This is a genomic window from Microbispora sp. H10670 (assembly GCF_014161385.1).
Taxonomy (GTDB): Bacteria; Actinomycetota; Actinomycetes; order Streptosporangiales; family Streptosporangiaceae; genus Microbispora; species Microbispora triticiradicis.
Genome location: NZ_JABBWW010000007.1, coordinates 278348 through 302508, shown reverse-complemented (window position 1 = coordinate 302508; position 24161 = coordinate 278348). Strand labels below are relative to the sequence as shown.

General features: G+C 73.6%; 19 protein-coding genes. 9 read left to right on the top strand and 10 right to left on the bottom strand.

Annotated elements, in window-relative coordinates; genetic code table 11:
- Positions 1 to 19 precede the first annotated feature (19 nt).
- Positions 20 to 2626 carry a helix-turn-helix transcriptional regulator gene (locus HHX33_RS13490; protein WP_182874874.1) on the bottom strand — a complete coding sequence of 869 codons (2607 nt, stop codon included), beginning with the start codon at positions 2624 to 2626 and terminating at the stop codon, positions 20 to 22.
- A gap of 485 nt (positions 2627 to 3111) precedes the next feature.
- Here HHX33_RS13490 and HHX33_RS13485 point away from each other — a divergent pair, with 485 nt between their 5' ends.
- Entirely contained in the window at positions 3112 to 5367 is a 2256-nt protein-coding gene (locus tag HHX33_RS13485; RefSeq protein WP_182874873.1) for an MMPL family transporter, read from the top strand.
- A 45-nt stretch (positions 5368 to 5412) separates the two neighbouring features.
- Here HHX33_RS13485 and HHX33_RS13480 read toward each other — a convergent pair whose 3' ends face one another.
- The 4 genes from HHX33_RS13480 to HHX33_RS13465 all read right to left on the bottom strand — a co-directional run bounded on the left by HHX33_RS13480 (position 5413) and on the right by HHX33_RS13465 (position 10604).
- Positions 5413 to 6750: a cellulose binding domain-containing protein gene (locus tag HHX33_RS13480; RefSeq protein WP_182874872.1), complete on the bottom strand. Its 1338-nt coding sequence runs from the start codon at positions 6748 to 6750 to the stop codon at positions 5413 to 5415.
- Between the two features lie 325 nt (positions 6751 to 7075).
- Positions 7076 to 9097 carry a serine/threonine-protein kinase gene (locus tag HHX33_RS13475; protein ID WP_182874871.1) on the bottom strand — a complete coding sequence of 674 codons (2022 nt, stop codon included), beginning with the start codon at positions 9095 to 9097 and terminating at the stop codon, positions 7076 to 7078.
- Positions 9098 to 9246: 149 nt separating this feature from the next.
- A complete protein-coding gene (locus HHX33_RS13470) occupies positions 9247 to 9927 on the bottom strand; it encodes a DNA alkylation repair protein (protein ID WP_182874870.1) in 681 nt (226 codons plus the stop codon).
- Positions 9924 to 10604, bottom strand: a complete 681-nt coding sequence (locus HHX33_RS13465; protein ID WP_182874869.1) for a TetR/AcrR family transcriptional regulator — start codon at positions 10602 to 10604, stop codon at positions 9924 to 9926. Before HHX33_RS13465 ends, HHX33_RS13470 begins: the two co-directional genes overlap by 4 nt.
- An 87-nt stretch (positions 10605 to 10691) precedes the next feature.
- Between HHX33_RS13465 and HHX33_RS13460 the strand changes: the two genes are divergently transcribed.
- From HHX33_RS13460 to HHX33_RS13450, 3 genes are all read left to right on the top strand, one after another.
- Entirely contained in the window at positions 10692 to 12068 is a 1377-nt protein-coding gene (locus tag HHX33_RS13460) for an alkaline phosphatase D family protein (protein WP_182874868.1), read from the top strand.
- An 86-nt stretch (positions 12069 to 12154) separates the two neighbouring features.
- Positions 12155 to 13690 carry a glycoside hydrolase family 3 protein gene (locus HHX33_RS13455; RefSeq protein ID WP_182874867.1) on the top strand — a complete coding sequence of 512 codons (1536 nt, stop codon included), beginning with the start codon at positions 12155 to 12157 and terminating at the stop codon, positions 13688 to 13690.
- A gap of 96 nt (positions 13691 to 13786) precedes the next feature.
- Positions 13787 to 14614: an ATP-grasp domain-containing protein gene (locus HHX33_RS13450; RefSeq protein WP_182874866.1), complete on the top strand. Its 828-nt coding sequence runs from the start codon at positions 13787 to 13789 to the stop codon at positions 14612 to 14614.
- Positions 14615 to 14657: 43 nt separating this feature from the next.
- On the opposite strand, the gene HHX33_RS13445 is transcribed toward HHX33_RS13450, so the two are convergent.
- Both HHX33_RS13445 and HHX33_RS13440 read right to left on the bottom strand, forming a co-directional pair.
- Positions 14658 to 15419: an SDR family oxidoreductase gene (locus HHX33_RS13445; RefSeq protein ID WP_182874865.1), complete on the bottom strand. Its 762-nt coding sequence runs from the start codon at positions 15417 to 15419 to the stop codon at positions 14658 to 14660.
- 199 nt (positions 15420 to 15618) lie between these two features.
- Entirely contained in the window at positions 15619 to 15939 is a 321-nt protein-coding gene (locus tag HHX33_RS13440) for a hypothetical protein (protein WP_117410487.1), read from the bottom strand.
- Positions 15940 to 16075: 136 nt separating this feature from the next.
- Here HHX33_RS13440 and HHX33_RS13435 point away from each other — a divergent pair, with 136 nt between their 5' ends.
- The 3 genes from HHX33_RS13435 to HHX33_RS13425 all read left to right on the top strand — a co-directional run bounded on the left by HHX33_RS13435 (position 16076) and on the right by HHX33_RS13425 (position 18582).
- Complete coding sequence (locus tag HHX33_RS13435; RefSeq protein ID WP_182874864.1) at positions 16076 to 16828, top strand: GntR family transcriptional regulator; 753 nt, start codon at positions 16076 to 16078, stop codon at positions 16826 to 16828.
- 296 nt (positions 16829 to 17124) lie between these two features.
- Positions 17125 to 17850, top strand: a complete 726-nt coding sequence (locus HHX33_RS13430; protein ID WP_182874863.1) for a GNAT family N-acetyltransferase — start codon at positions 17125 to 17127, stop codon at positions 17848 to 17850.
- Positions 17851 to 17901: 51 nt separating this feature from the next.
- On the top strand, positions 17902 to 18582 hold the full coding sequence (locus tag HHX33_RS13425) for a copper homeostasis protein CutC (RefSeq protein ID WP_117410490.1): 681 nt from the start codon (positions 17902 to 17904) through the stop codon (positions 18580 to 18582).
- Positions 18583 to 18594: 12 nt separating this feature from the next.
- On the opposite strand, the gene HHX33_RS13420 is transcribed toward HHX33_RS13425, so the two are convergent.
- Positions 18595 to 20181 (bottom strand): SAM-dependent methyltransferase, encoded by a 1587-nt coding sequence (locus HHX33_RS13420; RefSeq protein ID WP_182874862.1) that lies wholly within the window; start codon positions 20179 to 20181, stop codon positions 18595 to 18597.
- 92 nt (positions 20182 to 20273) lie between these two features.
- Positions 20274 to 21455, bottom strand: a complete 1182-nt coding sequence (locus HHX33_RS13415) for a DUF6986 family protein (protein ID WP_182874861.1) — start codon at positions 21453 to 21455, stop codon at positions 20274 to 20276.
- A 390-nt stretch (positions 21456 to 21845) separates the two neighbouring features.
- Between HHX33_RS13415 and HHX33_RS13410 the strand changes: the two genes are divergently transcribed.
- A complete protein-coding gene (locus tag HHX33_RS13410) occupies positions 21846 to 22094 on the top strand; it encodes a hypothetical protein (protein ID WP_182874860.1) in 249 nt (82 codons plus the stop codon).
- A gap of 31 nt (positions 22095 to 22125) precedes the next feature.
- Here the strand turns inward: HHX33_RS13410 and HHX33_RS13405 are convergent, their stop codons facing one another.
- Positions 22126 to 23448, bottom strand: a complete 1323-nt coding sequence (locus HHX33_RS13405) for an FAD-dependent oxidoreductase (protein WP_182874859.1) — start codon at positions 23446 to 23448, stop codon at positions 22126 to 22128.
- A gap of 224 nt (positions 23449 to 23672) precedes the next feature.
- Between HHX33_RS13405 and HHX33_RS13400 the strand changes: the two genes are divergently transcribed.
- The gene (locus HHX33_RS13400; RefSeq protein WP_259402406.1) at positions 23673 to 24158 is read left to right on the top strand and encodes a hypothetical protein; all 486 of its coding nucleotides are present in this window, start codon (positions 23673 to 23675) and stop codon (positions 24156 to 24158) included.
- The last annotated feature ends 3 nt before the right edge of the window (positions 24159 to 24161 follow it).

Here is a 24161-nt window from a genome sequence, read left to right as displayed (position 1 = left end):
CCCGTGGCCAAGGGGCCGTTCAGAGCTCGCCGCGCGCGACGGCCAGGGCGAGCTCCACGCGGGACCGCAGCCCGGTCTTGGCGTAGACCCGGGTGAGGTACACCTCCACCGTCTTGCGGCTGTAGTGCAGCTCCTCGGCGATCTCGGGGTTGCTCAGGCCGCCCGCGACCAGTTCGATGACGCGGCGCTCGCCCGGGGTGAGGCGGCCCTCGGGTTCGGGGACCATCCCGGCCTCCCGCAGGCGGCGCCCGGACATCTCCGCCCACGGAGCCGCGCCGAGCCGGGTGAAGATGGTGTGCGCGCGGGGGAGCTGCGCCGGGTCGCCCAGCGCGCCGAGGATCAGCCGGGCGCGGGCCTCCTCGAACGGCAGGCCGTCGGCCCGGGCCCGCTCCAGCGCCGCGCCGGCCCGGGCGGGCTTGCGGAACGCCCAGCCCACCGCAAGGTCGGCGGCCAGCAGGGTCCGGGGGCTGCCGTTCGCCGACCGCTCGTCCAGCCGGGCGGCCGCCGCCCGGCAGGCCGCGTCGTCACCCGCCGATCCCGTGATGAACACCTGTACGGCGAGGGCCCGGTGCACCACGTCCGGCACGTCGCAGGCGAGCGCCCGGCCGAGCTCGCGCCGCGCCGCGGCGAGGTCGCCCCGGGCGTGCGCGAGGCGCGCGCGGAACGTGCAGCGCAGGCCGTCCTGCATGGCGCAGCCGGGCGGCGGCTCGGCGAGGACCCGCTCGGCCTCCTCCAGCCTGCCCTGGTCGAGCAGGATGTCGATCTCCATGTTGCGCAGCAGGGCGAGGTTCTCCAGCAGGCCCGCCTCGGCCAGCCCCCGGGCCGCGACCGCGATCTCCTGGAGCGCGCGGTCCCAGTCGCCGCCGAGCCGCCGGATGACCGCGACGGTCCGCACGTGCTGCCCGGCGATGTCGTGCCAGCCGAGCCCGCGGTGGATCTGCTCGGCCTGCTCCAGCACCTCGGCGGCGCGGGCACGCTGCCCGGCCGCCGCCAGCACGTGCGCCGCCGACTCCAGGGACGCGAGGCGGGCGCCGGGCGGCAGCGCGGCGGCGAAGGCGAGCAGCTCGTCGACCGCCCGCTGGGTCTCGGCCCAGTCGCCCCGCACCAGCGCGTGGATCGCCAGGCAGCCCACCGCGATCGCCCGGTCCTGCGGAGGGCAGTCGGCGACGCTCTCCCAGGCGCGGCGGGCGATGTCGCGGCTGGGGCGGCCCAGCTCCGCGCTGACCAGCGCCTGCTGGGCGAGCAGCGCCGAGGCGTCGTCGGCCTTCGGGATCTGGCGGCGGGCCACGTCGAGCGCCACCTCGTACCACCCCATGGCGTGCGCCGCGCCGACGGCGGTGTACGCGGCCTGGGTGCGGCGCCGCCCGGCGGGCAGCACGGCGAGGGCACGCTGGGCCGAGTTGAGCGCCAGCGCGGGCCGTGAGCCCTTCCAGTAGGCCAGGGCCTGCCTGGCCAGCAGCTCGCCCGGCTCGGGGGACAGCTCGACGGCCTTGCCGTACCAGTGCGCGGCCGACAGCGGCGCGGTCCAGCGGGTCAGGTCGGCCGCCCGCAGCACCGCCGGCAGGGCCCGCGCGGGCGGGCCGGCCTCGGCCATGTGCGTGGCCCACTCCAGCACGCGCCGAGTGCCGGTCAGCCCGTCGCCTTCGAGCATGTCGGCGATGCGGCGGTGCACGTCCCGCCGCCCCGCGGGGCCGAGGTCGTCGTACAGCGCCTCGGCGACCAGCGGGTGGGCCAGGGCGTAGCCGTCGCCGCTCCGGGCGACCACGCCGTCCCGCACCAGGGCCTCGAAGGCGCGTTCGGCCTGCTCCGGGCGCAGCCCGGCCAGCTCGGCGAGCGCCGCCAGGTCGGCGGCCTCCCTGGTTCGCGACAGCGCGGCCAGCACGCGGGCGAGGTCGCGGCCGCCCCGGTCGCGCTGGAACAGCCGGCTGAGGATCGCGCCGCGCCGGGCCCCCGGGTCCGCCGAGCGCACCGCGCCGCCCTGCACCAGCGTCAGCACCGCCTCCTGCGCGAACCACGGGTTGCCCCGGCTCACCGCGTGGATCCGCCGCAGGACGGCGTCGCTCGGCGTACGGCCGAGCAGCGTGGTGACCAGTTCCGCCACCTCGGGCATGGTCAGCGGCTGGAGCCGTACGGACAGGTCCACGTCGAGAGCGGGCGGATGCCGCGCGGCGCCGAGGATGGCGACGGAGTCGTGCCGGTGCGGCAGGGCCCGCAGCACGCTCAGCGTGTCGGCGTCGGCGAGGTGGATGTCGTCGATGGCGAGGAGAGTGGGGCCGGGCAGCGACTCCAGGAGCCGGGCGGCCATCGCGCCGGGCGCGGCGGCGGGCTCCCCGAGCGCCGCCTCGTCGATCGCCTCCAGCAGGTCGGACAGGACACCGGCCACCTCGCCGCGCAGCGAGCCCAGGGCGTCGACCAGGGGAGCGTAGGCCCGTCCGCCGTCCAGTTCCCGCGCCCGGCCGCGCAGCACGCGGAAGCCCTCCAGCCGCGCCGCCGCCTCGCCGAGCAGGCGGGTCTTCCCGATTCCGGGCTCGCCGACGATGAGGACGGTCCGGGGGGTGCTCGACAGGGCCGAGACCACCTGGCCGAGCGCGCCCGCGCGGCCCTCCCCGACGGCCGGTACGTCCACGGCTGGCCGTCACCCCCTTCACATCGGGTCCGCTGGTGTTCCTAGGACGCGGCATAAAGGTTGAACGTTCACACGAAATGTGACGCGCCCCGGCGGTGATCGCAAGGGGATATGGATATCAGAATTCGAACGCCGCGACGGCGGCGGCGGAGTCTGCCCGATCACCCGCGGGGGTGCGTCCGTGGGCGGGACCGCCCCTGACCGCGCCACACCCTGGGCGGCCCGGCGCGCACGCGGGTCACGGGGGAGGGATCGGCCCGGCGAGCCGCATGAAAAGTTCTTTTCCGAAACTCCGTGACCGCCTCGCCGGGAGACCCGGGCGGGGGGTCACCGGCCCCGCCGATGTCGCCGGCGGGTAACCGGACCACCACGGGCGCGTAGGGCGAAGGTGGCGTCCGCCCCCCGATCTCCTGCCTCTACCCTCGTACTGTACGGCCGTAGGGTACGGCCGTCGTGACGTGCTACCCGGGGACGGACGGTCGACGATGAGCGGGCTTCTTGGGCGGCTCGGCGAATGGTGCGCTCGGCACGGCCTGCTCGTGCTCGCGCTGTGGGTCCTCGCGGCGGGGCTGCTGACCGCGGGCACGGTGGTGTGGGGCCGGCCGGTCAACAACAACGTGGCGATCCCCGGCACCGACGCGCAGCGGGCGCACGAGCTCATGCGCGAGGGCTTCGGCCCCGGGTTCGACCCGGGCGGGACCGTGCAGCTCGTCCTGTACACCCCGAAGGGCACGCTGAACGAGAAGGCCCGCAAGAAGGCCGTCGAGCGGTCGATGGACGCCCTGCGGCGGACCCCGCACGTCGCCCAGGTGGAGACGCCGTACCGGGTGGGCGGCATGTCGCCGAGCCTGCGCATCGGCGTCATCACCGTGCGGCTGCGGGGACAGGACACCACGAAGATCGCGCAGACCTCCGAACAGCTCGCCGCGGCCGCCGCTCCGGCGGCCCGCGCGGGCATCGAGGTCGTCCCCTCCGACAGCTCCACTCCCGCCGACAAGCAGATCAAGACCGGCGTCAGCGAGGTCATCGGAGTCGTCTTCGCGCTGCTGGTGCTGCTGTTCGCCTTCGGCACGCTGGTCGCCGCGATCGTGCCGATCTTCACCGCGATCGTCAGCATCGGCGTCGGGCTCGGCCTCATCGGGCTGCTCGGCCACATCGTGGACGTGCCCTCGACGGCGTCCATCCTGGCCACGATGATCGGCCTCGGCGTCGGCATCGACTACGCCCTGTTCCTGCTGTCCCGGCACCGGGCGCTGCTGGCCCGGGGGGTCGCGGTGCACGAGGCGGTCCGGCGCACGGCCGCCTCGTCCGGCGGCGCCGTGCTGTTCGCCGGCGGCACGGTCGTGATCGCCCTGAGCGCGCTGATGCTCGCCGGGTTCCCGCTGCTGGCCACGCTCGGCTGGATCACCGGCGTCTCGGTCGTGTGCGCCGTGCTCACGTCGATCACGCTGGTCCCGGCGCTGCTCGGCATCCTCGGCCAGCGGATCAACGCGCTGCGGCTGCCGTTCTTCGGGCGCGCCGCCCGCCGGGACGGCCCGGCGACGGGCTGGACGAGGCTCGGCCTGTGGGTGGCGCGCCGTCCCTGGCGGGTGCTCGCCGTCACCGTCGTCGTGCTCGTGGCGCTCGCCGCACCGGCCGTCACGATGAAGCTGGGCCCCCTCGACGACGGGTACGGCGACAAGGGCACCTCGGCCCGGCGGGCGTACGAGCTGATCGAGGCCGGTTTCGGCCCGGGGGCCAACGCCGGGCTCATCGCGGTCGCAGAGACGGACGAGAGGATCGCGGACTCCACGCCGCCCGACCCGCTCGTCCAGGTGCTGCGGCAGCGGATCGAGCACATCGAGGGCGTCGCGTTCGTCGCCGCGCCGATGGTCAACGACGACGGCCGATCGGTGCTGTTCCAGGTCGTCCCCGACTACGCGCCGAGCGACCCGCGGGCCCTCGACGTGGTGAAGCGGGTGCGGGCCGTCCAGGTGCCGGGGGCGCGCCTGCACGTCGGCGGCGAGGTGGCCGGCATGGCCGACGCGGGCGACCGCATGATGAGCAGGACCCCGCTGGTCGTCGGCGTCGTCGTGCTGCTCAGCGCCCTGCTCCTGCTGCTGGCCTTCCGCGCGCCCCTGGTCGCGGTCAAGGCCGCGGTGATGAACCTCGTCTCCCTCGGAGCCGCCTTCGGCGCGCTGGCCGTGGTGTTCTCCCAGGGCCTGGGCAGCCGCGTGGTCGGCATGGACCCGCCGGTCTCGGCCGACGGGTCCTACCTCGCGACGCTGTTCTTCTCCGTGCCCATCGACACGTACGTGCCGCTCATGCTGTTCGCCGTGCTGTTCGGGCTGTCGATGGACTACGAGGTCTTCCTGCTGACCTCCGTACGGCAGGCCTACACGCGCAGCGGGGACAACCGCTCCGCGGTGGCCGAGGGGCTCGGGTCGACCGGCCGGGTCATCACCTCCGCGGCGCTGATCATGGTGGCGGTGTTCACCGCGTTCATCGCCTACCCCGATCCCCTCGTCAAGGTGTTCGGGGTCGGGCTCGCGGTGGCCATCGCGGTCGACGCCACCCTGATCCGGGGCTTCCTCGTGCCCGCCACGATGGTGCTGCTCGGCCGGCTCAACTGGTGGATCCCGCGCTGGCTCGACCGCCTGCTGCCGAACCTGTCGGTCGAGGGCCACGAGGAGGACGCTCCGCCCGCCGGGCCGGCGGAGCCCCTGCTCGTGGACGCCGGCCGGCACGCCCGGCGCCCCTGACCCCCTCGCCGGTTCCGGCGAGGGGGCGGGGCGGGGACGCCGGCGTCAGAAGTTCTTGCTGCGCACCGTCCACTGCGCCTTGGCCGCCAGGCCCGAGGAGCCGAGGATGTACGAGCGCGCCGTGGCGTTGCCGTTGAGGGTCATGTCCAGGAACTGGACCACGGCGGTCATGCCGTCGGTCATCTGCGAGCCGGTGATGAACCCGGTGTGCCCGGCCTGCGACTGCTCGGCCAGCACGGCCGGCACCCTGACCAGGTCGTAGTTGGCCCGGGTGTTGTCGTAGGCGATGTCGGAGGGCCCGCCGTCCAGGAACATCACCGGCGTGTGCAGCTTGGACAGCTCCGAGCGCGAGTAGCCGAACGAGCCGTCGGCGAACAACCCGCTGTCGAGGGAGACCACGCCGTCGACCCGCTGGTCCTGCCCGGCGATCAGCGCCTCGAGCCCTCCGCAGGAGTGCCCGGCGGTGGCCACCCGGGACAGGTCGAGACGCTGGTAGAGCGGCGAGCCGCTCCGGGCGTTCTCCCGCTCGGCCCAGCCGATCGCGTCGGTCAGCAGCGACGGGATCGGCGACCCGCTGTTCACCCCGTTCGGCGAGCCGTCGACCGACGCCGTGTCCACCACGACGAACCCGCGGGCCGCGATGAACGTCAGCGCCTGGACGACCTCGCTCCCGTTCGTGTGCGCGCAGGCCCCGTTGCCGAAGACCAGCACGGGCATCGTGCGCCCGACGGAGGAGGGGTTCGACGGGCGGAACACGGTGTAGCGGTTGGTGCCGTACGCCCCCTCACGCGTGACCGGGAAGTTGTTGTTGATCATCGGGCGGTCCGGCGGCGTGGCACTCGGCGTCGGGCTCGGGCTCGGGCTCTGCGAAGGGCTCTGCGAAGGGCTCTGCGAGGGGGTCTGGCTGGGAGTCTGGCTGGGAGTCTGACTGGGCGTGGCGGTGGGGGAGGCGACGCCGCCGGTGCAGGTCACGCCGTTGAGGGCGAAACTCGTAGGCTTCGGGTTCGAGCCGGTGAAGCTTCCGTTGAACCCGAAGGCGACGCTGCCGCCCGTGGGGATGGCGCCGTTGTAGGAGGCGTTGGTGACCGTCACCTGGGAGCCCGACTGGGTGTGGGTGCCGTTCCACAGCTGGGTGATGGTCTGCCCGGCGGGGAACGACCAGGTAAGCCGCCAGCCGTTGACCGGGTCGCCCAGGTTCTGGATGCCGACGCTCGCGCCGAAGCCGCCCGGCCATTCGCTGGTCACCGTGTAGGTGACCTGGCATCCGGCCGTCGCCGCCGACGCGACGTGGACGCCGGCCACCCCGGCGCCGGCCGTCAGCAGCGCGGCGACGGCGGCGGCCGTCAGGCTCGACCGCCGGCGAAAAGAGCTGTCATGTCGCACAGGCTTTTCCCATTCTCCGAGTGGTACGTTTCTCCGCTGCTGCGCGTACGCGCTGGTGGGGACCGCCGACGGCGGCACGAATGCCTCATGTGAGCGTTAACAACTCGGACCGCCGACGCCCCCGGAAGGTGGTCTGGTGCGCTGAGCGCGAGCCAACCCGGGCGGACCCGGACGCGTCAACGAGGCGGAGTGCCCGCCGTGCTCACACCGTGCTCAGGCCGCGCCTGTGAAGCGCCACTGACCTGGCGCTTCGCGAGCGCGGGCGGCGGAAGTCACCGGAACGGCGAGGGGCGGCCGGTGAATATTTCACCGGTCGGGGCGAAAATCAGTCAGCCGTCCAGGGTTCTCCGGCCTCCGCGTTCACGGGCGACTCGGGGCTCCGCGACACCCCCTGCTGTACCCCCTGTCGCGCCGTCGGCGGCGTGGTCTCCGGGGCCTGTGCCGCGGTCTGTGTCGCGCTCCGTGGCGTGTCCCGTGGGGTGTCCTGTGGCGTGTCCTTTGGCCCGTCCTGCGGCACGCCGGGGGTGCGCGGCCTGTCGGGGCTCTGCGGCGCTTCGGGAGTCTTCGGTGGATCGGGAGTCTTCGGCGCGTCGGGTGTTCTGGGCACACCGGGAGTTCCGGCCGGCACGGGGCTCTCGCGCGGGCTGGGGCTGTTGCCCGGGACGGCCGGAGACACATCGGGCTTGGGACACCGGGGACCGGCGACGGTCCTGGTCGCCACGCTCGTACCGGCGGCTCCCCGCGCGGCCGGGACCGTGGACACCTCGACCCTGCGATGCACGGTCGTCCCGCACGCGGGGGAGGGGAAGGGCTGCTGGAAACCCATCCGGTAGGAGGTGGCGCCCCGCAGCGCGATCGTCTGCGGCGGAGCGGCGACGAGCGCGGCGGGGGACGGCCCGGAGGCGAACCGCGCGGTGAGCAGCACCCGTCCCGTCGTGCTCGCCCGCACGTCGACCAGCACCGCCTGGCCGTCGAACGAGGTGATGCCGAGCCCGGTCACCCGCGGCGGGGCGGGGCTGGGAGACGGCGCACGGCTCGGGGACGGCGCCTGGCTCGGAGATCTCGTCGCGCCCATGTGGGAGGGGACGGGCCCCGCCGTCCCGGGCGCCGCCGAGGACCCGCCGCCGGTGCCCGCGCCGGTGTCGCCGTCCGTGCCGCCGTCCGTGTCGCCTCCGGACGCGCCGCCGACGTCCTCGGGAGTGGAGTCCGCGGGGCCGGGGCCGTACGACTCCGTGGCCCCGGGCGGAACCGGACCGGCCGTGTCCGGAGGCGGCGCGGCGGGAAGGCTGTGCGGCGGGGGCGGCGTGAGCAGGGTGCCCTGCGCGACCGGCATCTGCCGGTTGGCGGCGACCACCGCCGCGGTCACCACGGCCGCCAGCACGACCGCGCCGAGGGCGAAGCGCGGGGCGAAGCGGGTCAGCCGCTCGGCGAGCACGGTCCGGGCGAGCGACGTGGACACCTCGACCGGCACCGCCGGAGTGGCCAGGGGGAACGTCAGCGCGAGCAGGGTGGCCAGTTCCGCCAGGTGACGGCGGCCGCGCTGCTCCCAGTCGGGGCCGTAGGCCGAGGTGGCCGCCGTCTCCAGGTCGGCGACGAAGGCCCGGGCGGTCGGTGGCCGGTCGGCCGGGTTCTTGGCCATGCCCCGCACGACCAGGGCCCGCACCGGGGCCGGCACGTCACCGGCCGGGACGGGCGCGCTGCGGTGCAGCATTCGCAGCACCGCCATGTCCTGCGCGCGGTACGGCCTGTGCCCGGTCAGGCATTCGTAGAACACACAGGTGGCGGCGTAGACGTCGGTGGCCGGACCGGCGGGCCCGCCGTACCACTGCTCGGGCGCCATGTACGGCGGGGTGCCGGCGGGGGCCTCCGGCGTCCCGCTCGGCGTGGCGATGCCGAAGTCCGACAGCTTGCTCGCGCCGTCGGCCTGGACCAGCACGTTCTCCGGCTTGTAGTCCCGGTGGACGATGCCCGCGGCGTGCGCGGCCGACAGGCCCGCCAGCGAGCCCTTCAGCACGACCAGCGCGGCCTCGGGACTGGTCGAGCCGTGCTCGGCGAGGATCCTGCGCAGGGAGACGCCGTCGACGAGCTCCATGACGATCGCCGCGCCGTCGCGCGCCTCGACGTACTCGTACAGGCGCACGACGTTGGGGTCGTTCAGTTCCACCATGACCCGGGCCTCGTGCCGGAACCCGGCCAGGAAGTGCGGATCCCGGCGCAGTTCCTCGCGCAGATACTTGATCGCGACGTAGGCGCCGGTGGTCGTGTAGGTCGCCAGCACGACCCGCCCGGCGCCGCCCGCGCCGAGTTCCCGTACCTCCCGGTAGCCCGGTACCGACCAGGCCCTCATGACGCCCCCTTGAATCCGCCCTGACTCAAGGTCTCACCCGAAAGGGCGGTTGTCACCGGAGCAAAAACGTCACCTCCCGGATGTAATCCGGGGGACCGGGCGTGCCGTCGTCCGTACGGGGCGCTTCGGAGCCCCGGGCACCCGGGGCCTCAGGCGCCGGGGAGGTTCCGCAGCGCCTCGCGGCGGCTCAGCCCGCTGAGGCCACGGTGCTTCACGTAGCGGAGCACCTCCTGCGGGTTGGTCCTCGCGTACTCGCGCAGCGCCCAGCCGATGGCCTTGCGGGCGAAGAAGTCGGTGTCCGACAGGCTCGGCTCGATGCAGGCGTAGAGCAGGTGGACGTCGGTGCCGTCCTTGAAGGAGTTCTGGCACAGGATCGCGGCGCGCCGTTTCCACAGGTCGGCGTCGTGCGCCCACTCCAGCACCAGGCGGCGCATGCTCTCCGGGTACAACCGCAGCAGCGTGCCGATCCGGTGGATGGCGATGTCGTCCACGAAGTCCCACCAGGCCCCGGTGACGATCATCTCCTCGTACATCGGGATCGTGTACAGCGTCTGCCAGGACCGGTAGAACCGGTGCGCGGACAGTTCGATCGCGGCGTAGCGCTCCTCGCGGTACTCGGCGTCGCGCCACAGCGCCAGCACCGCCCTGCGCCACGCGGGCGCGCTGTCGAGCCGGTGCTCGGTGAAGAGCCGGCGCAGCAGGGCCCGCCGCGGCACGGCCGTGACCCCGAGGAACGGCATCTCCGACTTCATGTACGCCCGCATGGACAGGGCGCGCGCGGGGTCGGCGGCCTCCGTCAGCGCGAGGCGTACCGCCTTGTGCAGTGTCATGACGGCCGGCTCGCCCGCTCTCCGGTCGCGAGACCGTCGAACAGGAGCTTGACGAAGTGGTCGGCGAGGTGGTCGGTGTCGAGCCTGCCGCCGGGGCGGAACCAGCGCACGGTCACCCAGATGGTGTCGCGGATCATCCGGTAGGTCAGCTTGGGGTCGACGTCGTCGCGGAACTGGCCGGCGGCCTGACCGGCCCTGATCTGCTCCACCCACATGCGCTCCACCTCGTCCTCGGCGCGCAGCAGGTAGTCGAACCGGTCGCCGGGCAGCGAGCGCAGGTAGTTCCAGTCGTTCTGCATGACGGTGATGGCCGCCCGGTGCGGCTCCAGGGTGCCGAAGCCGATGCGGACCATCTCCGCCAGGACCGAGTGGGGATCGCCGCGGCGTTCCAGCACGGCCCGGTAACGGGTGATCAGATCGTCCAGGAAGGTGCGCAGCACCTCGTCGACGATCGTCTCCTTGGAGTCGAAGTGGTGGTAGAGGCTGCCGGAGAGGATGCCCGCCTCCAGCGCGATCTCCCGTACCGTGGTGGCCTGGAAGCCCTTGCGCGCGAACAACTCGGCGGCGAGTCTCACGAGGTGCTCGCGTCGTTCCGACGCCGGCCCGGCCCCGCCGCGCCTCGCCCTGACCGGCACGGCCGTGCCGCCGGAGTCCTTACGCTGGTTCACGGCTCCCATTATGGCCGTCGAGCAAGGGCTTGTTCGCAACTCTCGCCGCACGTGACCTCCCGGCATGACCGCCGCCGGTACGGCAGGATCGGGCACATGGCGAAATTGCAGTATCCGTTCACCTTGGGGGTGGCGTCGGGCGAGCCCTTATCCGACGGACTGATCCTCTGGACCCGGCTGGCTCCCGAGCCGCTGCATCCGACGCGGCCCGGCGGCATGCCGGACAAGCCGGTGACCGTGCGGTGGGAGATCGCCGAGGACGAGGCGTTCCGGAAGATCGTGCAGTCCGGCACCACGCCCGCGCAGCCCGACTGGGCGCACAGCGTGCACGTGCGGGTGGCCGGGCTGCGGCCCGGGGCCGACTACTTCTACCGGTTCTCCGCCGAGGGCCACGTGAGCCGTGTGGGCCGCACCAGGACCGCCCCCGCCGCGGGTTCGACCGGCCCCGTCCGCTTCTGCTTCGTCTCCTGCCAGCGTTACGAGCACGGTCACTTCACCGCGCTGGGCCATCTGGCCGCCGAACGGCCCGACCTGGTCCTCCACCTCGGCGACTACATCTACGAGTACGGCAAGCCGAAGAACCCCGGGCCCGGCCGCTGGGTGCGCCCGCTGGAGTCGGCGGCCGAGTGCACCACGCTCGCCGGGTACCGCAACCGCTACGCCCGCTACAAGCTGGACCCCGACCTGCAGGCCGCGCACGCCACCGCGCCGTGGCTCGCGATCCCCGACGACCACGAGGTCCGGGACAACTGGGCGGGCGCGCTGCCGGGTGACGGAAGCGCCTCCGCCGCCTTCCTCAAGCGCCGGGCCGCCGCGTTCAAGGCGTACTACGAGCACCAGCCGCTGCGGGTGCGCCCGTCCGGCGCGAGCCTGCAGAACCACCGCTGGCGGCCGTACGGGCGGGTGGCCGACTTCCTGCTCGCCGACACCCGGCAGTACCGCCAGGGACGCGACATGCTTGGCCCCGAGCAGGAGAAGTGGCTGCTGGAACGGCTGCGCGGCTCGACGGCCCGCTGGAAGGTGCTGGCGCAGGCGGTGTTCTTCTCCCAGCGCAGGTTCCCGCTCGAACCCGTCAGCGCCGACGCGTGGGACGGCTACCCCGACTCGCGCGCCCGCGTGCTGGCCGCCGCCCCGGACGGGCTGGTCGTGCTGAGCGGCGACGTGCACAGCGCGTACGCCTGCGACGTGCGCGCGGACTGGGCGGACCCGGCCTCCCGCGCGCTCGGCGCCGAGTTCGTCGGCCCCTCGGTGACGAGCATGCCGGGCATCACGGACGCGAGCAAGATCCTCGACATCAACCCCCACATCGCCTTCTTCGACAGCCGGCACGGATACGTGTCCTGCACGGCGGACATGACCGGTTTCCGGGCCGACTACCGCGCGGTCGCCTTCGTGGACCGGCCCGGCGCCCCGCTGACCACGATCGCGGGCTTCGAGGTGAGGGAGAACCGGCTGCACCGCACCGATCTCTGAGCCGCCGGGCACGTCCCGGGGCTGGCAAATAGGAAAGTTTCCTATTAGATTGCGGGCATGCCTGAGCGATGCCCTGTGGACGCAGCATGAAGCGAAGCCCTGACCTGCTCCGTCTGGCCGACACGGTCCTCCTGCCCGGCTTCGCCGGGACCACCGCCCCCGACTGGGTGCGGCGGCGGCTCGCGGGCGGCCTCGCCGGCGTCGTGCTGTTCTCGCGGAACGTGGACACCCCGGCCCAGCTCGCCGCCCTGACCTCGTCGCTGCGCGCGGAGAACCCCGACGTCGTGATCGGCATCGACGAGGAGGCGGGGGAGGTGACGCGGCTGGAGGCCCGCACGGGCAGCTCACGGCCCGGCAACTACGCCCTCGGCGTCGTGGACGACGTGGAGCTGACCGAGCAGGTGGCCCGGGACATCGGGCACGACCTGCGGCAGGCCGGGATCACCATCGACTTCGCCCCGGCCGCCGACGTCAACTCCAACCCGGACAACCCGGTCATCGGCCTACGCGCGTTCGGCGCCGCCCCGGGGCTCGTCGCGCGGCACACGGCCGCCTGGATCCGCGGGCTGCAGTCCACCGGCGTCGCCGCCTGCGCCAAGCACTTCCCCGGGCACGGCGACACGTCCGTGGACTCCCACCACGGGATCCCGCGGGTGACCGCCTCACGTGAGGAGCTGGCCGAGATCGAGCTGCTGCCGTTCCGGGTGGCGATCCGGGAGGGGGTGCGCTCCATCATGACCGGTCACCTGCTCGTGACGGCGTACGACGAGGAGCGGCCGGCCACCCTGAGCCCCCGCGTCCTCACCGGCCTGCTCAGGCGGGAGCTGGGCTTCGAGGGCCTGATCGTCACCGACGGCATCGAGATGGCCGCGGTCTCCGGCCGGTACGGCCTGGGCGGCGCGAGCGCGATGGCCGTGGCGGCGGGGGCCGACGCGGTCTGCGTGGGCGGCGAGAACGCCGACGAGGCGACGCACGCGCGCATCCGCGACGCGATCGCCGACGCCGTGACGGAGGGGTCGCTGACGGAGGAGCGGCTCGCCGACGCGGCGGCCCGGGTGCGCGCCCTGGCCGCCTGGCGGGCCGGGGCGGAGCCGGGGGACGCCGTGCCCGGCGAGGTCGGGCTGGCCGCCGCCCGCCGGGCGCTGCGGGTCACCCTGCGCGGGCCGGCCGGGACGCTGCCGCTGGCCGCGGCGCCCCATGTGGTGGAGCTCGCGCCGGAGACCAACCTCGCGATCGACAAGGGCATGCCGTGGGGCACGGGGGAGCCGCTGGGCAAGCTGCTGCCGGGCACCACGGTCACCCGCCTGCGCGAGGAGGACCTGCGCGCGGAGGACGTGCGCGCGGAGGACGGGCGCGGCGCGCGCGAGCCGGGCGACGGCGTCGCCGCCGCGATCCTGCGCCAGGCGGCCGAGCGGCCTCTCGTCGTCGTGGTCCGGGACGCCCACCGGCATCCCTGGCAGACGGATCTGCTGGAGCGCCTGCTGGCCGCCCGGCCCGACGGCGTCGTGGTCGAGATGGGGCTGCCGGGCCGTACGGACCTGGGGGCGGTCCACATCGCCACGCACGGCGCCGCCAGGGTCTGCGGCCAGGCGGCGGCCGAGGTCCTCGCCGGCCTCGGCTGAAGGCACCCGAGCGGGCGGTGGGGAAGGGCGGGCGGCGGCCCGGCGGTGTGACACGCGCCGTAGCATGGGCGCCGACGCATCGCGGATGGGAGCTTCATGAAGGTCGCCTACGTCACCGCCGACGATACGGTGAGCCGCCACGACGACGAGCGGGAGACCGCCCTCGCCGCCTGGCTCGGGGCCGGCATCGAGGGGGCGCCGGTGAACTGGCGCGACCCCCGTGCCGACTGGTCGGAGTTCGACGCGGTGGTCGTCCGCTCCGCCTGGGACTACATCGAGCGGCGCGACGAGTTCGTCGCCTGGGCCCATCGGGTGGAGCGGGTCACGCGGCTGTTCAACCCGGCGGCGGTGCTCGAATGGAACACCGACAAGACCTACCTGCGCACGCTCGGCGTGCCGACCGTGCCCACCTTCTGGCCCGAGCCGGGCGCCGGACTGCCCGAGTGGGACGAGTACGTCGTCAAGCCGGCCGTCTCGGCGGGGGCCCGCGACACGACCCGCACGGCTGATCGGGACGCCGCCGCCGCGCACGTGGCCCGGTTGCTCGACGAGGGCCGCACGGTCATGGTCCAGCCGTACCTCCCGTCCGTGGAACTGGAGGGGGAGCTGTCGCTGCTGTACTTCGGCGGCCGGTTCAGCCACGCCGTACGGCGGCATCCCATGCTCAGCGGCGTCGAGGCCACGACGGAGAACCGCGCCACCCTGCGCGATCCCGACGACGACCAGTTCGCGCTGGCCGAGCGGGTGCTGGCCGCCGTCCCGCCGGACCTGCTGTACGCCCGGGTGGACCTGGTCAGGATGCCGGACGGCGAGCCGGTGCTGATGGAGGTCGAGCTCACCGAGCCGTACCTGTTCCTGCGGGACGAGCTGGCCGCGCCGGACCTGTTCGCCGAGGCCCTCGCCGAGGCGCTCAAGGCGGGCTGACCCGCTGCCAGGGCCCGTGGTTGAGGCGAGGCGGGCCCGTGGTTCAGCCGTGCGTCGATATGCCGCCGTCCACCGGGATGACGGCCCCGGTGAGGTACGAGCCGGCCCTTGAGGCGAGGAAGACCGCCGCGCCCGCCATGTCGTCGGGCCGGCCGATCCGCCCCAGCGGCACGCCGCTCTCGATCGCGCCTCGCATCTCGGGGTCGTCGAGCGCGAAGGCCATCATCTTCGACTCGAACGGCCCGGGGGCGATCGCGTTGACGGTGATCGACTCCTTGGCCAGCCGATGCGCCAGGTGCCGGGTCAGCATGTGGACGCCCGCCTTCGCGGCCGAGTAGGCGTAGTTCTCCATGAACGGCACCCGCAGCCCGTCGACCGATCCGATGTTGATGACACGGGCGGGGTTGTCGGGCGAGGCGGCGGCGCGCAGCAGCGGCAGGAACCGGCGGGTGAGGAAGAAGACGCCCTTGACGTTGATGTCCCAGAGCTTGTCGAAGGCGTGCTCGGGATACTCCTCCAGGGGTGCGCCCCAGCTCGCCCCGGCGTTGTTGACGAGCACGTCGAGCCGGCTCTCCCGCTCCTCCACCGCCTGCGCCAGCGTCTCGACGCCCTCGGGGGTAGACAGGTCGGCCCGGACCGCCGGGCAGCCCAGCTCCGCGGCCGTGGCCTCCAGCTCGTCCCGCTTGCGGGAGGAGATGTAGACGGTGGCGCCCGCGTCGAGGAACCCGCGCGCGATCATCTTGCCGATTCCCCGGGAGCCGCCCGTCACGACGACCGTCTTGCCTTCCACCGAGAACAGAGTCATGAGGGAAGCGTACCGACCGGTCGGTTCCCGGCTGGTCCCGCGTGGCGGCGAAGTCGAGTCCGGCGGCGCGGGTCAACGGCGCGGGTCAACGGCGTCGGTTAACGGTGGCGCGTCCTGGCGGGCGTGGGGGACCCGCCAGGACGCGCTCCGCCCCGGCGCGAGGCCTCGACCCCGGCGAGGGTTGGGGTCGAGACCTCGTTCATTCGCACGGAGTCTCTGGGGAGAGGCCGTCGTCGTCCGGCCGCTCCGGCGTGCGGTGGTGCCGCATGATCAGGCGTGTCGCGCCGTCGGGGTCGTCGGAGGGATGCGTGATGAGGAAGTCATCCTCATGCCACACAAAAGACCCGTTCCTGCACCAGACCGTCAGGTCGGTGGATACCGACAGCACGGACATGCCGTTCCCGTTGCTCTGGTAGGTGTGGGTGAACCCCTGCCGGTGCAAGGCGTAGCGCAGCATCCGCGTCGCCTCGCAGGGGTCCCGCCAGGGCAAGTACGGCGTGCCCGCACGGACCGCTAGCACTTGCCCCACCTCCATTGGATGGATTTGTACCAACGTTTGGATAATGCGCGGCCCGGAGGGCTCCGGTCAAGGGGTTGTTTCCCGCTAGACCGAGATCCTCTAGATTTGTTGGAACAAAAGGGTGGATTGAGGAAAGATGGCACGATCGTCGCTCTATCAGCAGGTGGCCGCCGAGGTGCGCAGGGCCATCTACGCGGGCGAACTCGCGCCGGGGGACCAGATCCCGACCGAGACCGACCTCATGGAGGCGCACGGGGTCAGCCGCAACACCGTACGGCTGGCGCTGGGTGAGCTGGAGAACGAGGGTCTCATCCTGCGGATGCGCCGGCGTGGAACGTTCGTACGCGAGCGCCGTCCCCTCCTCATGCGGCCCCAGGACGAGTTCCTCGCGCACGACCAGGAAGAGCCGCGGTTCGACGCGTTCGTCCACGCCGTCCGGTCCGAGGGCCGTACGGCCGACCAGCGGATCGAAGTGTCGATCGTCGAACCGCCCGAGGACGTGGCGACCCGCCTCGCCCTCGCCGACGGCGCCCTGGCCGTGGTGCGCCGCCGTCTGCGGTTCGTCGACGCCCAGCCGTTCAACACGCTCGACTCGTACTTCCCCCTGGAGATCGTGGGGGGCTCCGAGATCGCCCGGCCGGGGGACATCACCCGCGGAGCCAACAGGGTGCTGGAGGAGCTCGGGCACCTGCAGATTCGCGTGGTCGACGACCTCTCGGCCCGCATGCCCACCTCCGACGAGTCGGCGCGGCTCCAGCTGGAGCCCGGCACCCCGGTCGTCGTCCACACCCGGGTCGGCTACGACGCCGACGACACCCCGGTCCGCGTCGCCGTGTCCGTGCTGCCCGCGGACAAACATCTGATCCGATACGAGCTGGAACGTCATTGACGAGGCCCCGGCGCCCGCTTCCCTGAGCGGGCGTCCCAGGCCGAGCCCTCCTCCGGGGGGCGCTCACCTCCTGTGCGCCGGCCCGTCCGGCCGCCGTGCCGATCCCCGTGCCGATCACTACCGTGCCGGTCCCCGTCCCGATCACTGTGCCGTCTCCCGGGGGCGCTCCCGCCGCTGGCCTCGCCGCACCCGCGCGCCCTAGCGAGGCCTCGCCGTCCCCGCGACGGACGCTGTACGGCGTCTCGCCGTCACTCTGAGTGATCAGATCCTTCCCCTCGGCACGAAAGGAATCAGGCATGCCTGCGAACACCCTGGATCTTGTTACGGAACTCACGCTGCGTCGCGCCACCCCCGCCGACCTTCCGGGGGTCCTCGTCCTGCTGGCCCGCACCGCCGGCTGGCTGAACGGTCTCGGCGTACGGCAGTGGCCCGCCGCGGGCTTCCCCGCCGAGCGCATCGCCCCGCTGATCGGCGAGGGGGTCATGTACCTGCTCGACGCCGGAGAGGACGCGGAGACCGTCGACGGCGCCGCCCGCGTGCCCGCCGCCACGATCGCGGTGGACGGCCACGCCGACGCGGAGTTCTGGACGCCGCGGGACCGGCCCGGCGACGCGCTGTACGTCCACAAACTGGCCGTGCACAGGTCCTTCTCGGGCCAGGGCCTGGGGGAGGCGCTGCTCGACTGGGCCGGTCTGCGGGCCGCCGTCCAGGGCCGGCCGTACCTGCGCCTCGACTGCGCGAAGGACAACGCCCGGCTGCAGGCGTACTACCGCGGAGCGGGCTTCCGGCACGTCCGCACCGTCGACCTGCCGCACCGCGCCTCAGGGGCGCTGTTCGAGCGGGACGCCTGCGCCGTGCTCTCCGGCTGGGACCGTTCCGAGCACGCCGAACCGGCACGGCCGGGGCAGCGGCGGCGGCCGGAGCGCCGCGTTCCGCTGGTGCCGGCCCCGCGCGGGGGCCACGGGACGCAGCAGTTGCGCGTTCTTGACATCACGGCACACAACGAGTTGATCGAGTGCTGAACAGGGCGGATGCCGTGAGGCGCCGCAAAGGGACCCGATACTGTTCACATCATGACGGGATCCCTCCTTGAAGTGATCGCGCTCGATCTGCGTGACGCCGTGGCCGCCGAGGAGGGTGGGGCGGACCGCCTGGAGGTCGTGTCCGACATGGGCTCGGGCGGGCTCACCCCCTCGGCGGACCTCGTCGCGGCCATCGCCCGCGAGTGCGGACTACCGCAGATGATCATGCTCCGCCGCGACGCCGGGTTCACGGTGAGCCCGGAGGAGCTCGACCGGCTGCGCCGCGACGTGAAGGAACTGACCGAGGCCGGCGCGGCGGGGTTCGTCTTCGGATTCCTCTCCGAGGACGGGTCCGTGGACGTGGAGGCGACCCAGGCGCTCATCCACGCCGTCTCGCCGCTGCCCTGGACCTTCCACCGCGCGGTGGACCACGCCGCCGACGTGCGGGCCGCATGGCGCGCCGTACGGCTGCTGCCGAACCTGGCGACCGTTCTCACGTCGGGGTCGCCCGAGGGCGTCGGCAGCGGCCTGCACGTCCTGCGGACCCGGGCGGAGGCGGGGGACGCCTCGCTCGTGCTCGCCGGCGGCGGCCTGCGCGAGGCGCACGTCCCGGCGCTGCTCGACTACGGCATCCGCGCCTTCCACGTGGGAGGCGCGGTGCGGGGCTCCTGGCAGGAGCCCGTCGACCCCAGCCGGGTCAGGCACTGGCGCCGCCTCGTGGACCGGCTCTGAAGCCAGGCGCCGTCAGGCGCGGCGGCGCGCGACCAGGACGGCGTCCCGGATCGTGATCTCGTGCCCCTCCGGGTCCTTCGCCGTGCGCGGCCGCGCCTCGGCGGCCGTCACCTCCCAGGCGGCCGGGTCGAGCGAGGCCGCGATCTCCTCGGCGGTGAACATCGCCTGCGGGAAGTGCGGCCGGTGGGGCACGGTCAGCAGGTCGAGCGGGTGGTGCCCGACGATCAGCAGGGTGCCTCCCGGCGCCACGGCGGCGGCCAGCCGGGCGTACAGCGCCCGCCGGGTCTCGCCCGGCAGGTGCATGTAGTGCGCCGACACCAGGTCGTACGTCCCCTCGGGGAGCGGATGGTCGCGCAGGTCCGCGTGGAGCCACTCGATGCGGGCCGCGACCTCGGGACCGGCGTCGGCGGCGTGGGCGGCGGCCCGCTTCAGCGCGGTGGCCGAGATGTCCGTCCCGGTGACCCGCCAGCCGCGCTCGGCGAGCCACACGGAGTCGGCTCCCTCGCCGCTGCCGACGTCGAGGGCCCGCCCCGGGGGCAGATCGGCCGCCTCGGCGACGAGTTGCGGGTTCGGGCGCCCGCTCCAGACGGCCGGCCGGGACCGGTAGCGCTCCTCCCAGGCGGCCTCCTCGAACATCGTGCCCATCTGATGCCGGTAGGCGTCGACCTCCTCCGCGGTCTCCTCGGCGACGAGGTCCATGTTGATCGCCGCGCCGGCGGCCAGGCCCGCCGCGGCGGCCATGATCACCTGTGCCATCACGTCGGCCGTGTTGCCCGCCACCCAGACGCCGGGCACGGCGGTGGCCCCGGTCGGCTCCGCGGGGATCCGGCTGCCGACCACCTGACCGCGGACCTCCACCTCCACCGGCGTGAGCCCGAGTGACCGCGCCACCTCGGCGCGGGCGGTGAACAGCGGCGCGACGACGACCGCGTCCAGCGCGATCACGTCGCCCGAGGTTAGGCGCACTCCGCTGATCGCGTCGCCGGTGACCTCCACCGCCGTGACCGGGCCGTCCGCGACAGCGATCCGGCGCGCCGCGAGCCGCTCGGCGTCCTCCTCCGTCAGCGGCACGGCGTGATGGTTCAGGAAGACCACGTCGTCGGTCCACTGCCGCCACAGGCAGGCCTGATGGACGGCGTGCGGCCCGGTGGCCAGCACCCCGATCCGCCGGTCGCGGACCTCCCAGCCGTGGCAGTAGGGGCAGTGCAGCACGTCGCGGCCCCACCGTCCGGCCAGACCGGGCACGTCCGGAAGCTCGTCCGCGAGCCCCGTCGCGAGCAGTAGCCGTCGCGCCCGGAGCGCACGCCCGTCGTCGAGCGTCACGAGGAAACGGCCGTCGTCCTCCCGCGCCGCCCTCGCCACGCGGCCGTCGGTGATCTCACCGCCGTACGCCTCGACCTCCGCGCGCCCGGCCGCCAGCAACTCGCCGGGCGGCGTGCCCTCCCTGCCGAGGTAGTTGTGCACATGTGAGGCCGGCGCGTTGCGCGGCCGCCCGTCGTCGACCACCAGCACCGGCCGTCTCGCCCGCGCCAGCGCCAGGGCGCCGCTGAGCCCGGCCGCGCCGCCGCCGATCACGATCACGTCATATGTCCCGTCCACCCGAATCTCCTCTCGCATCGCTCCGGTCACGATGCGACATGATCGGCGGGACCGCCAAACAACGTTGCCGATATGGCAAAGACGGGCGCGGCTCAGCCGAGGGCCTGGTCGGCCCGGGCCAGCGCGGCGGCCAGCGTCCGGACGGTGGCGGGCTCGTCCAGCACCCCGCCCGCCGCGGCCCGCCGCTCCTCCCACGCGTGCACCCGGTCGGCGTACTTCTCGTAGCAGGCGAGATGGAACGCGTAGACGGTCGTGAAGCGGCTGACGAGATGGGAGGGATGCATGTCCCAGCCCTGGTGGAAGCCGTGGGACAGCGAGTGCGCCACCAGCGCCGAGTGCCTGCGGAGCAGGGCGTGCACGTCGGCGGCCGAGTCCGAGGCCGGCGCCGCGGCGAGGGAGCCGTCCGACAGCTCGACGCCCGTGCCGGCGAGCGCGGTCCGCATGACGTGCCTGGCGTGATCGCACGCGGGATGGTCGAGCCGCTGCTCGTCCGGGGGCAGCCCGACCGCCGCGGTGTAGTCGAACACCCCGAAGTGCGCGGCCGCGAGCCGCCCGCCGAGCGACGGCACCAGGCCGGCCGACCGCTGCAGGAACAGCACGGTCTGCGGGGCCTCCACCTGCATCTCGAAGCGCAGCGTCCCGGAGGGCAGCGCCAGCGCGCGCTCCAGCGCCTCCAGGCAGCGGGCGAACTGCCGGAGGTAGTCCTCCATGAGGACCTTGGGGAACGTCACCGTGAACCCGTCCGGAAGCCGCCCGGCCCGCCGTACGACCTCGGTGAGGAAGCCGTCGAGCGTACGGACCGAGCGGTGCGGGTCGCCGTCGGCGAACGACTTCACCCGCAGCCCCCACCGGCGCGGCAGCGTGCCCGCGCGGTGCATCTCGGCGACCGCCGCGGCGGCGGACTCGGCGTGCCGGTCCTCCTCCTCCGGCGCGCGCACGCCGTACCCGTCCTCGAAGTCGATCCGCAGGTCCTCGATGGGCTCGTTGTGGAGCTTGCGGCGGACACGTTCGTGCACCGGCCGGGCCAGTTCGAGGTCCAGCCCGAACAGCGCGGCCAGCTCGCCCGGCGTGAACAGCAGCCGGTTGAGCAGGTCGGCGGCGGCGTGCCGCCATTCGTGGACGACCTCCGCCGTGACCCGGTCCGCCGGCACGTACACGGTGTGCACCGGCTGCCACGCCGGCTCCTGGCCCGCGGGGTAACGGGCGAGCTGGTCGCGGTAGACGCGGTCGAAGCCGTCGAGCAGCCCGTCCAGGCCGGTCAGCGTCGTCTCCATGGCGACGATCCTCGCAGAGTCCCGGCACGGGCGACTTCATCACGCAACGTCGCCACCTGGCGACGGAGAGTTGGGTATCCTCTTAATCGAACAAGCGAGCGAAAAAAGAAACGGCCCCCTGCCGGGGGCCGTAGAGCCCGGGGACGTAACCCCGGGCGCGGTGACACCATGTTAGGGCGTGATGGCGGTGCGCGACAACCCCGTTCCTCGATCCGTGCGCGTCGGGGTCTACGTGGATGGGTTCAACCTCTACTACGGGCTGCGTTCCCTGCGGGGCGAACGCTATCTCTGGCTCGATCTGCACGCGCTGGCGAGCCGGTTGCTGAAGCCCGGCCAGACGCCCTCGCCGCCGCGATCGTCGGCGACGTCGCGCTCGATCTCGGCGACGTCGTGCTGCTGCTGTCGGCCGACAGCGACCTGTGCGCGGCGATCGAGGCGGTGCGGTCGGTGGACGCCCGGCGGGGCGGCAAGACCCGGGTGGTCGTCGTGTTCCCGCCCGGACGCCGTTCTGACGGCCTGCGCCTGGCGAGCGACGCGTGGTTCCCCCTCGGGGAAGCGATCATCCGCCGGTCACAGCTGCCCGACCTCGTGCCCGGGCGCGACGGCGCCCGCTACCACCGGCCGGGGTACTGGAACTGACCTCGTCGGCTCCGCGCCGCCCGACGGGCGCTCAGGAGGGCGTTCCCCCGCGCGCGAGACGGCCGCAGGCGCCCAGCATGGCGTCCCTGCCCACCAGCTTCACCCGCTCGCCCCGCTTGAGGTTCTCCGCCAGCGCCGCCTCCGCGGCCTCGATCCCCAGCCAGTCCTCGTACGTCACCGGGCGCACGCCGCGCGCGGCGAGCAGGTCGTCCAGCCGGACCGTGGCGGTCCCCGGCGTCACCTCGGCGAGCAGGGTGCGCACGGTCTCCGCGGCGTCGGACTTGTTGGTCCCGATCACCCCGGTCGGTCCCCGCTTCAGCCAGCCCGCGACGTACTGCCGGTCGGTCACCTTCCCGGCGACGTTGGGCACCGTCATCGCCCGCGCGTCGAAGGGCACTCCGGGCAGCGCGACGCTCCGGTAGCCGACCGAGCGCATCACCATGTCCGCCGGGATCGTCTCGAACTCGCCGGTCCCGACGACCCGCCCGTCCTCCAGGCGGGTCCGCTCCAGCCGTACGCCCTCGACCCGGGAGACCCCGAGGATCTCCACCGGGCGCAGCCAGAAGCGCACCTCCAGACGGCGCGGCCGGTCGGCCGGCTCGCGCTCCGACCACGACCGCAGCACGTCCACGTTGCCCTTGACCTGCCGCGACAGGGCGGTCAGGTCGGCGGTCCCGATCTCGTGGGGGAAGGTCAGGACGTCGGCGTTCAGCAACTCGCCGAGCTCGCGCAGTTCCTTGAGGGTGAACTTGGCGTGTTCCGGGCCGCGCCGGCCGACCATGTGGATGCGCCTGACCCGCGAGGCGGCCAGCCGGTCGAGCACCTCCTCGGGCACGTCGGTGCCACGCAGTTCGTCGGCGGTCTTGGCCATGATCCGCACCACGTCCACGGCGACGTTGCCGACGCCGATGACGACGACGTCCTCGGCGTCCAGGGAGAAGGTGTCCGGCGGGACGTCGGGGTGGCCGCAGTACCAGTTGACGAAGTCGGTCGCGGCGACGCTGCCCGGCAGGTCCTCGCCGGGGATGCCGAGCTGCCTGTCGACCATCGCGCCGGTGCAGTAGACGACGGCGTCGTAGCAGGACAGCAGGTCGTCGGCCGACACGTCCGCGCCGAGTTCCACACCGCCGAGGAAGCGCACCCCGGGCGTCTCCAGGACGCGCCGGAGGTACCCGGCGATCGACTTGATCGACGTGTGGTCGGGCGCGACGCCGTACCGCACGAGCCCGTAGGGCGTCGGCAGGCGTTCGAGCACGTCCACCTCGACGGGGTCGTGCGACTGTTTGACCAGCGCCTCGGCCGTGTAGATCCCGGCCGGGCCCGACCCGACGATCGCGACGCGCAGTGTCACCATGGCCTCCCGGCAGCGGCGGCGTCTCTGTCTTTGATTCTTTATCATCGGCGGCGGCCGTGTCACCGGAACGCCATGCCGAGGCACCCGACTGCGATCCGTGTTGTGATGATTCGTGGGGTTGCGGCGACCCGGCGGCCGCGATCAGAGTGATGCCCGTGGGCTCTGGGGCTAAAAGACGGGGAAACCCGCGGACGAGACGGCCGGGCGGTGGGACCCTCCCTGACATGAGGGGACTGCGCGGGGGGCAGGACGAGCCCGGGGCCTCGCCGGCCACGGTCCGGGGGCCGCGGAACGATCCAGGCGACGGCCGCCGCTACGAGGCGCTGGGCCGGGTCATGGCCGCGCTGTCCGGCGAGGCGGAGACACTGGAGGCGTGCCGCGACCTCACCTGGTGGCGGACCACCGACCACTCCTGGCAGGTCGAGTGGCGCGACGGCCCGCAGGCGGCGGAGGTGGCGGCGCTGCTGGTCGAGCGGATCGGCGAGCCGGGCCCCGACGCCGCGCCGACCGCCCCGGCCGGTCCCGCGACCGCGTCGACAGCCGTGATCGACGTGATGGGGGTGACCTTCGTGCTGCGGGCGATCGACCCGTTCGGGATGGAACGGCTGCGGTCCAGGCCGGGCCTGTGGCGGCTGTCGGCGGTGCTGGACGGCCCGGCGGGCGCCGGGGAGCGGTCGCGCCAGCACTGGGAGGAACTTCTCGGCGGCTGAGCG

Bases quoted from the DNA above. Each gene is read 5' to 3' on its own strand.
- HHX33_RS13485 (WP_182874873.1), top strand. From the start codon at position 3,112: ATGAGCGGGCTTCTTGGGCGGCTCGGCGAATGGTGCGCTCGGCACGGC.
- HHX33_RS13475 (WP_182874871.1), bottom strand. From the start codon at position 9,097: ATGAGGGCCTGGTCGGTACCGGGCTACCGGGAGGTACGGGAACTCGGC.
- HHX33_RS13470 (WP_182874870.1), bottom strand. From the start codon at position 9,927: ATGACACTGCACAAGGCGGTACGCCTCGCGCTGACGGAGGCCGCCGAC.
- HHX33_RS13465 (WP_182874869.1), bottom strand. From the start codon at position 10,604: ATGGGAGCCGTGAACCAGCGTAAGGACTCCGGCGGCACGGCCGTGCCG.
- HHX33_RS13460 (WP_182874868.1), top strand. From the start codon at position 10,692: ATGGCGAAATTGCAGTATCCGTTCACCTTGGGGGTGGCGTCGGGCGAG.
- HHX33_RS13455 (WP_182874867.1), top strand. From the start codon at position 12,155: ATGAAGCGAAGCCCTGACCTGCTCCGTCTGGCCGACACGGTCCTCCTG.
- HHX33_RS13450 (WP_182874866.1), top strand. From the start codon at position 13,787: ATGAAGGTCGCCTACGTCACCGCCGACGATACGGTGAGCCGCCACGAC.
- HHX33_RS13445 (WP_182874865.1), bottom strand. From the start codon at position 15,419: ATGACTCTGTTCTCGGTGGAAGGCAAGACGGTCGTCGTGACGGGCGGC.
- HHX33_RS13435 (WP_182874864.1), top strand. From the start codon at position 16,076: ATGGCACGATCGTCGCTCTATCAGCAGGTGGCCGCCGAGGTGCGCAGG.
- HHX33_RS13430 (WP_182874863.1), top strand. From the start codon at position 17,125: ATGCCTGCGAACACCCTGGATCTTGTTACGGAACTCACGCTGCGTCGC.
- HHX33_RS13425 (WP_117410490.1), top strand. From the start codon at position 17,902: ATGACGGGATCCCTCCTTGAAGTGATCGCGCTCGATCTGCGTGACGCC.
- HHX33_RS13415 (WP_182874861.1), bottom strand. From the start codon at position 21,455: ATGGAGACGACGCTGACCGGCCTGGACGGGCTGCTCGACGGCTTCGAC.
- HHX33_RS13405 (WP_182874859.1), bottom strand. From the start codon at position 23,448: ATGGTGACACTGCGCGTCGCGATCGTCGGGTCGGGCCCGGCCGGGATC.
- HHX33_RS13400 (WP_259402406.1), top strand. From the start codon at position 23,673: ATGAGGGGACTGCGCGGGGGGCAGGACGAGCCCGGGGCCTCGCCGGCC.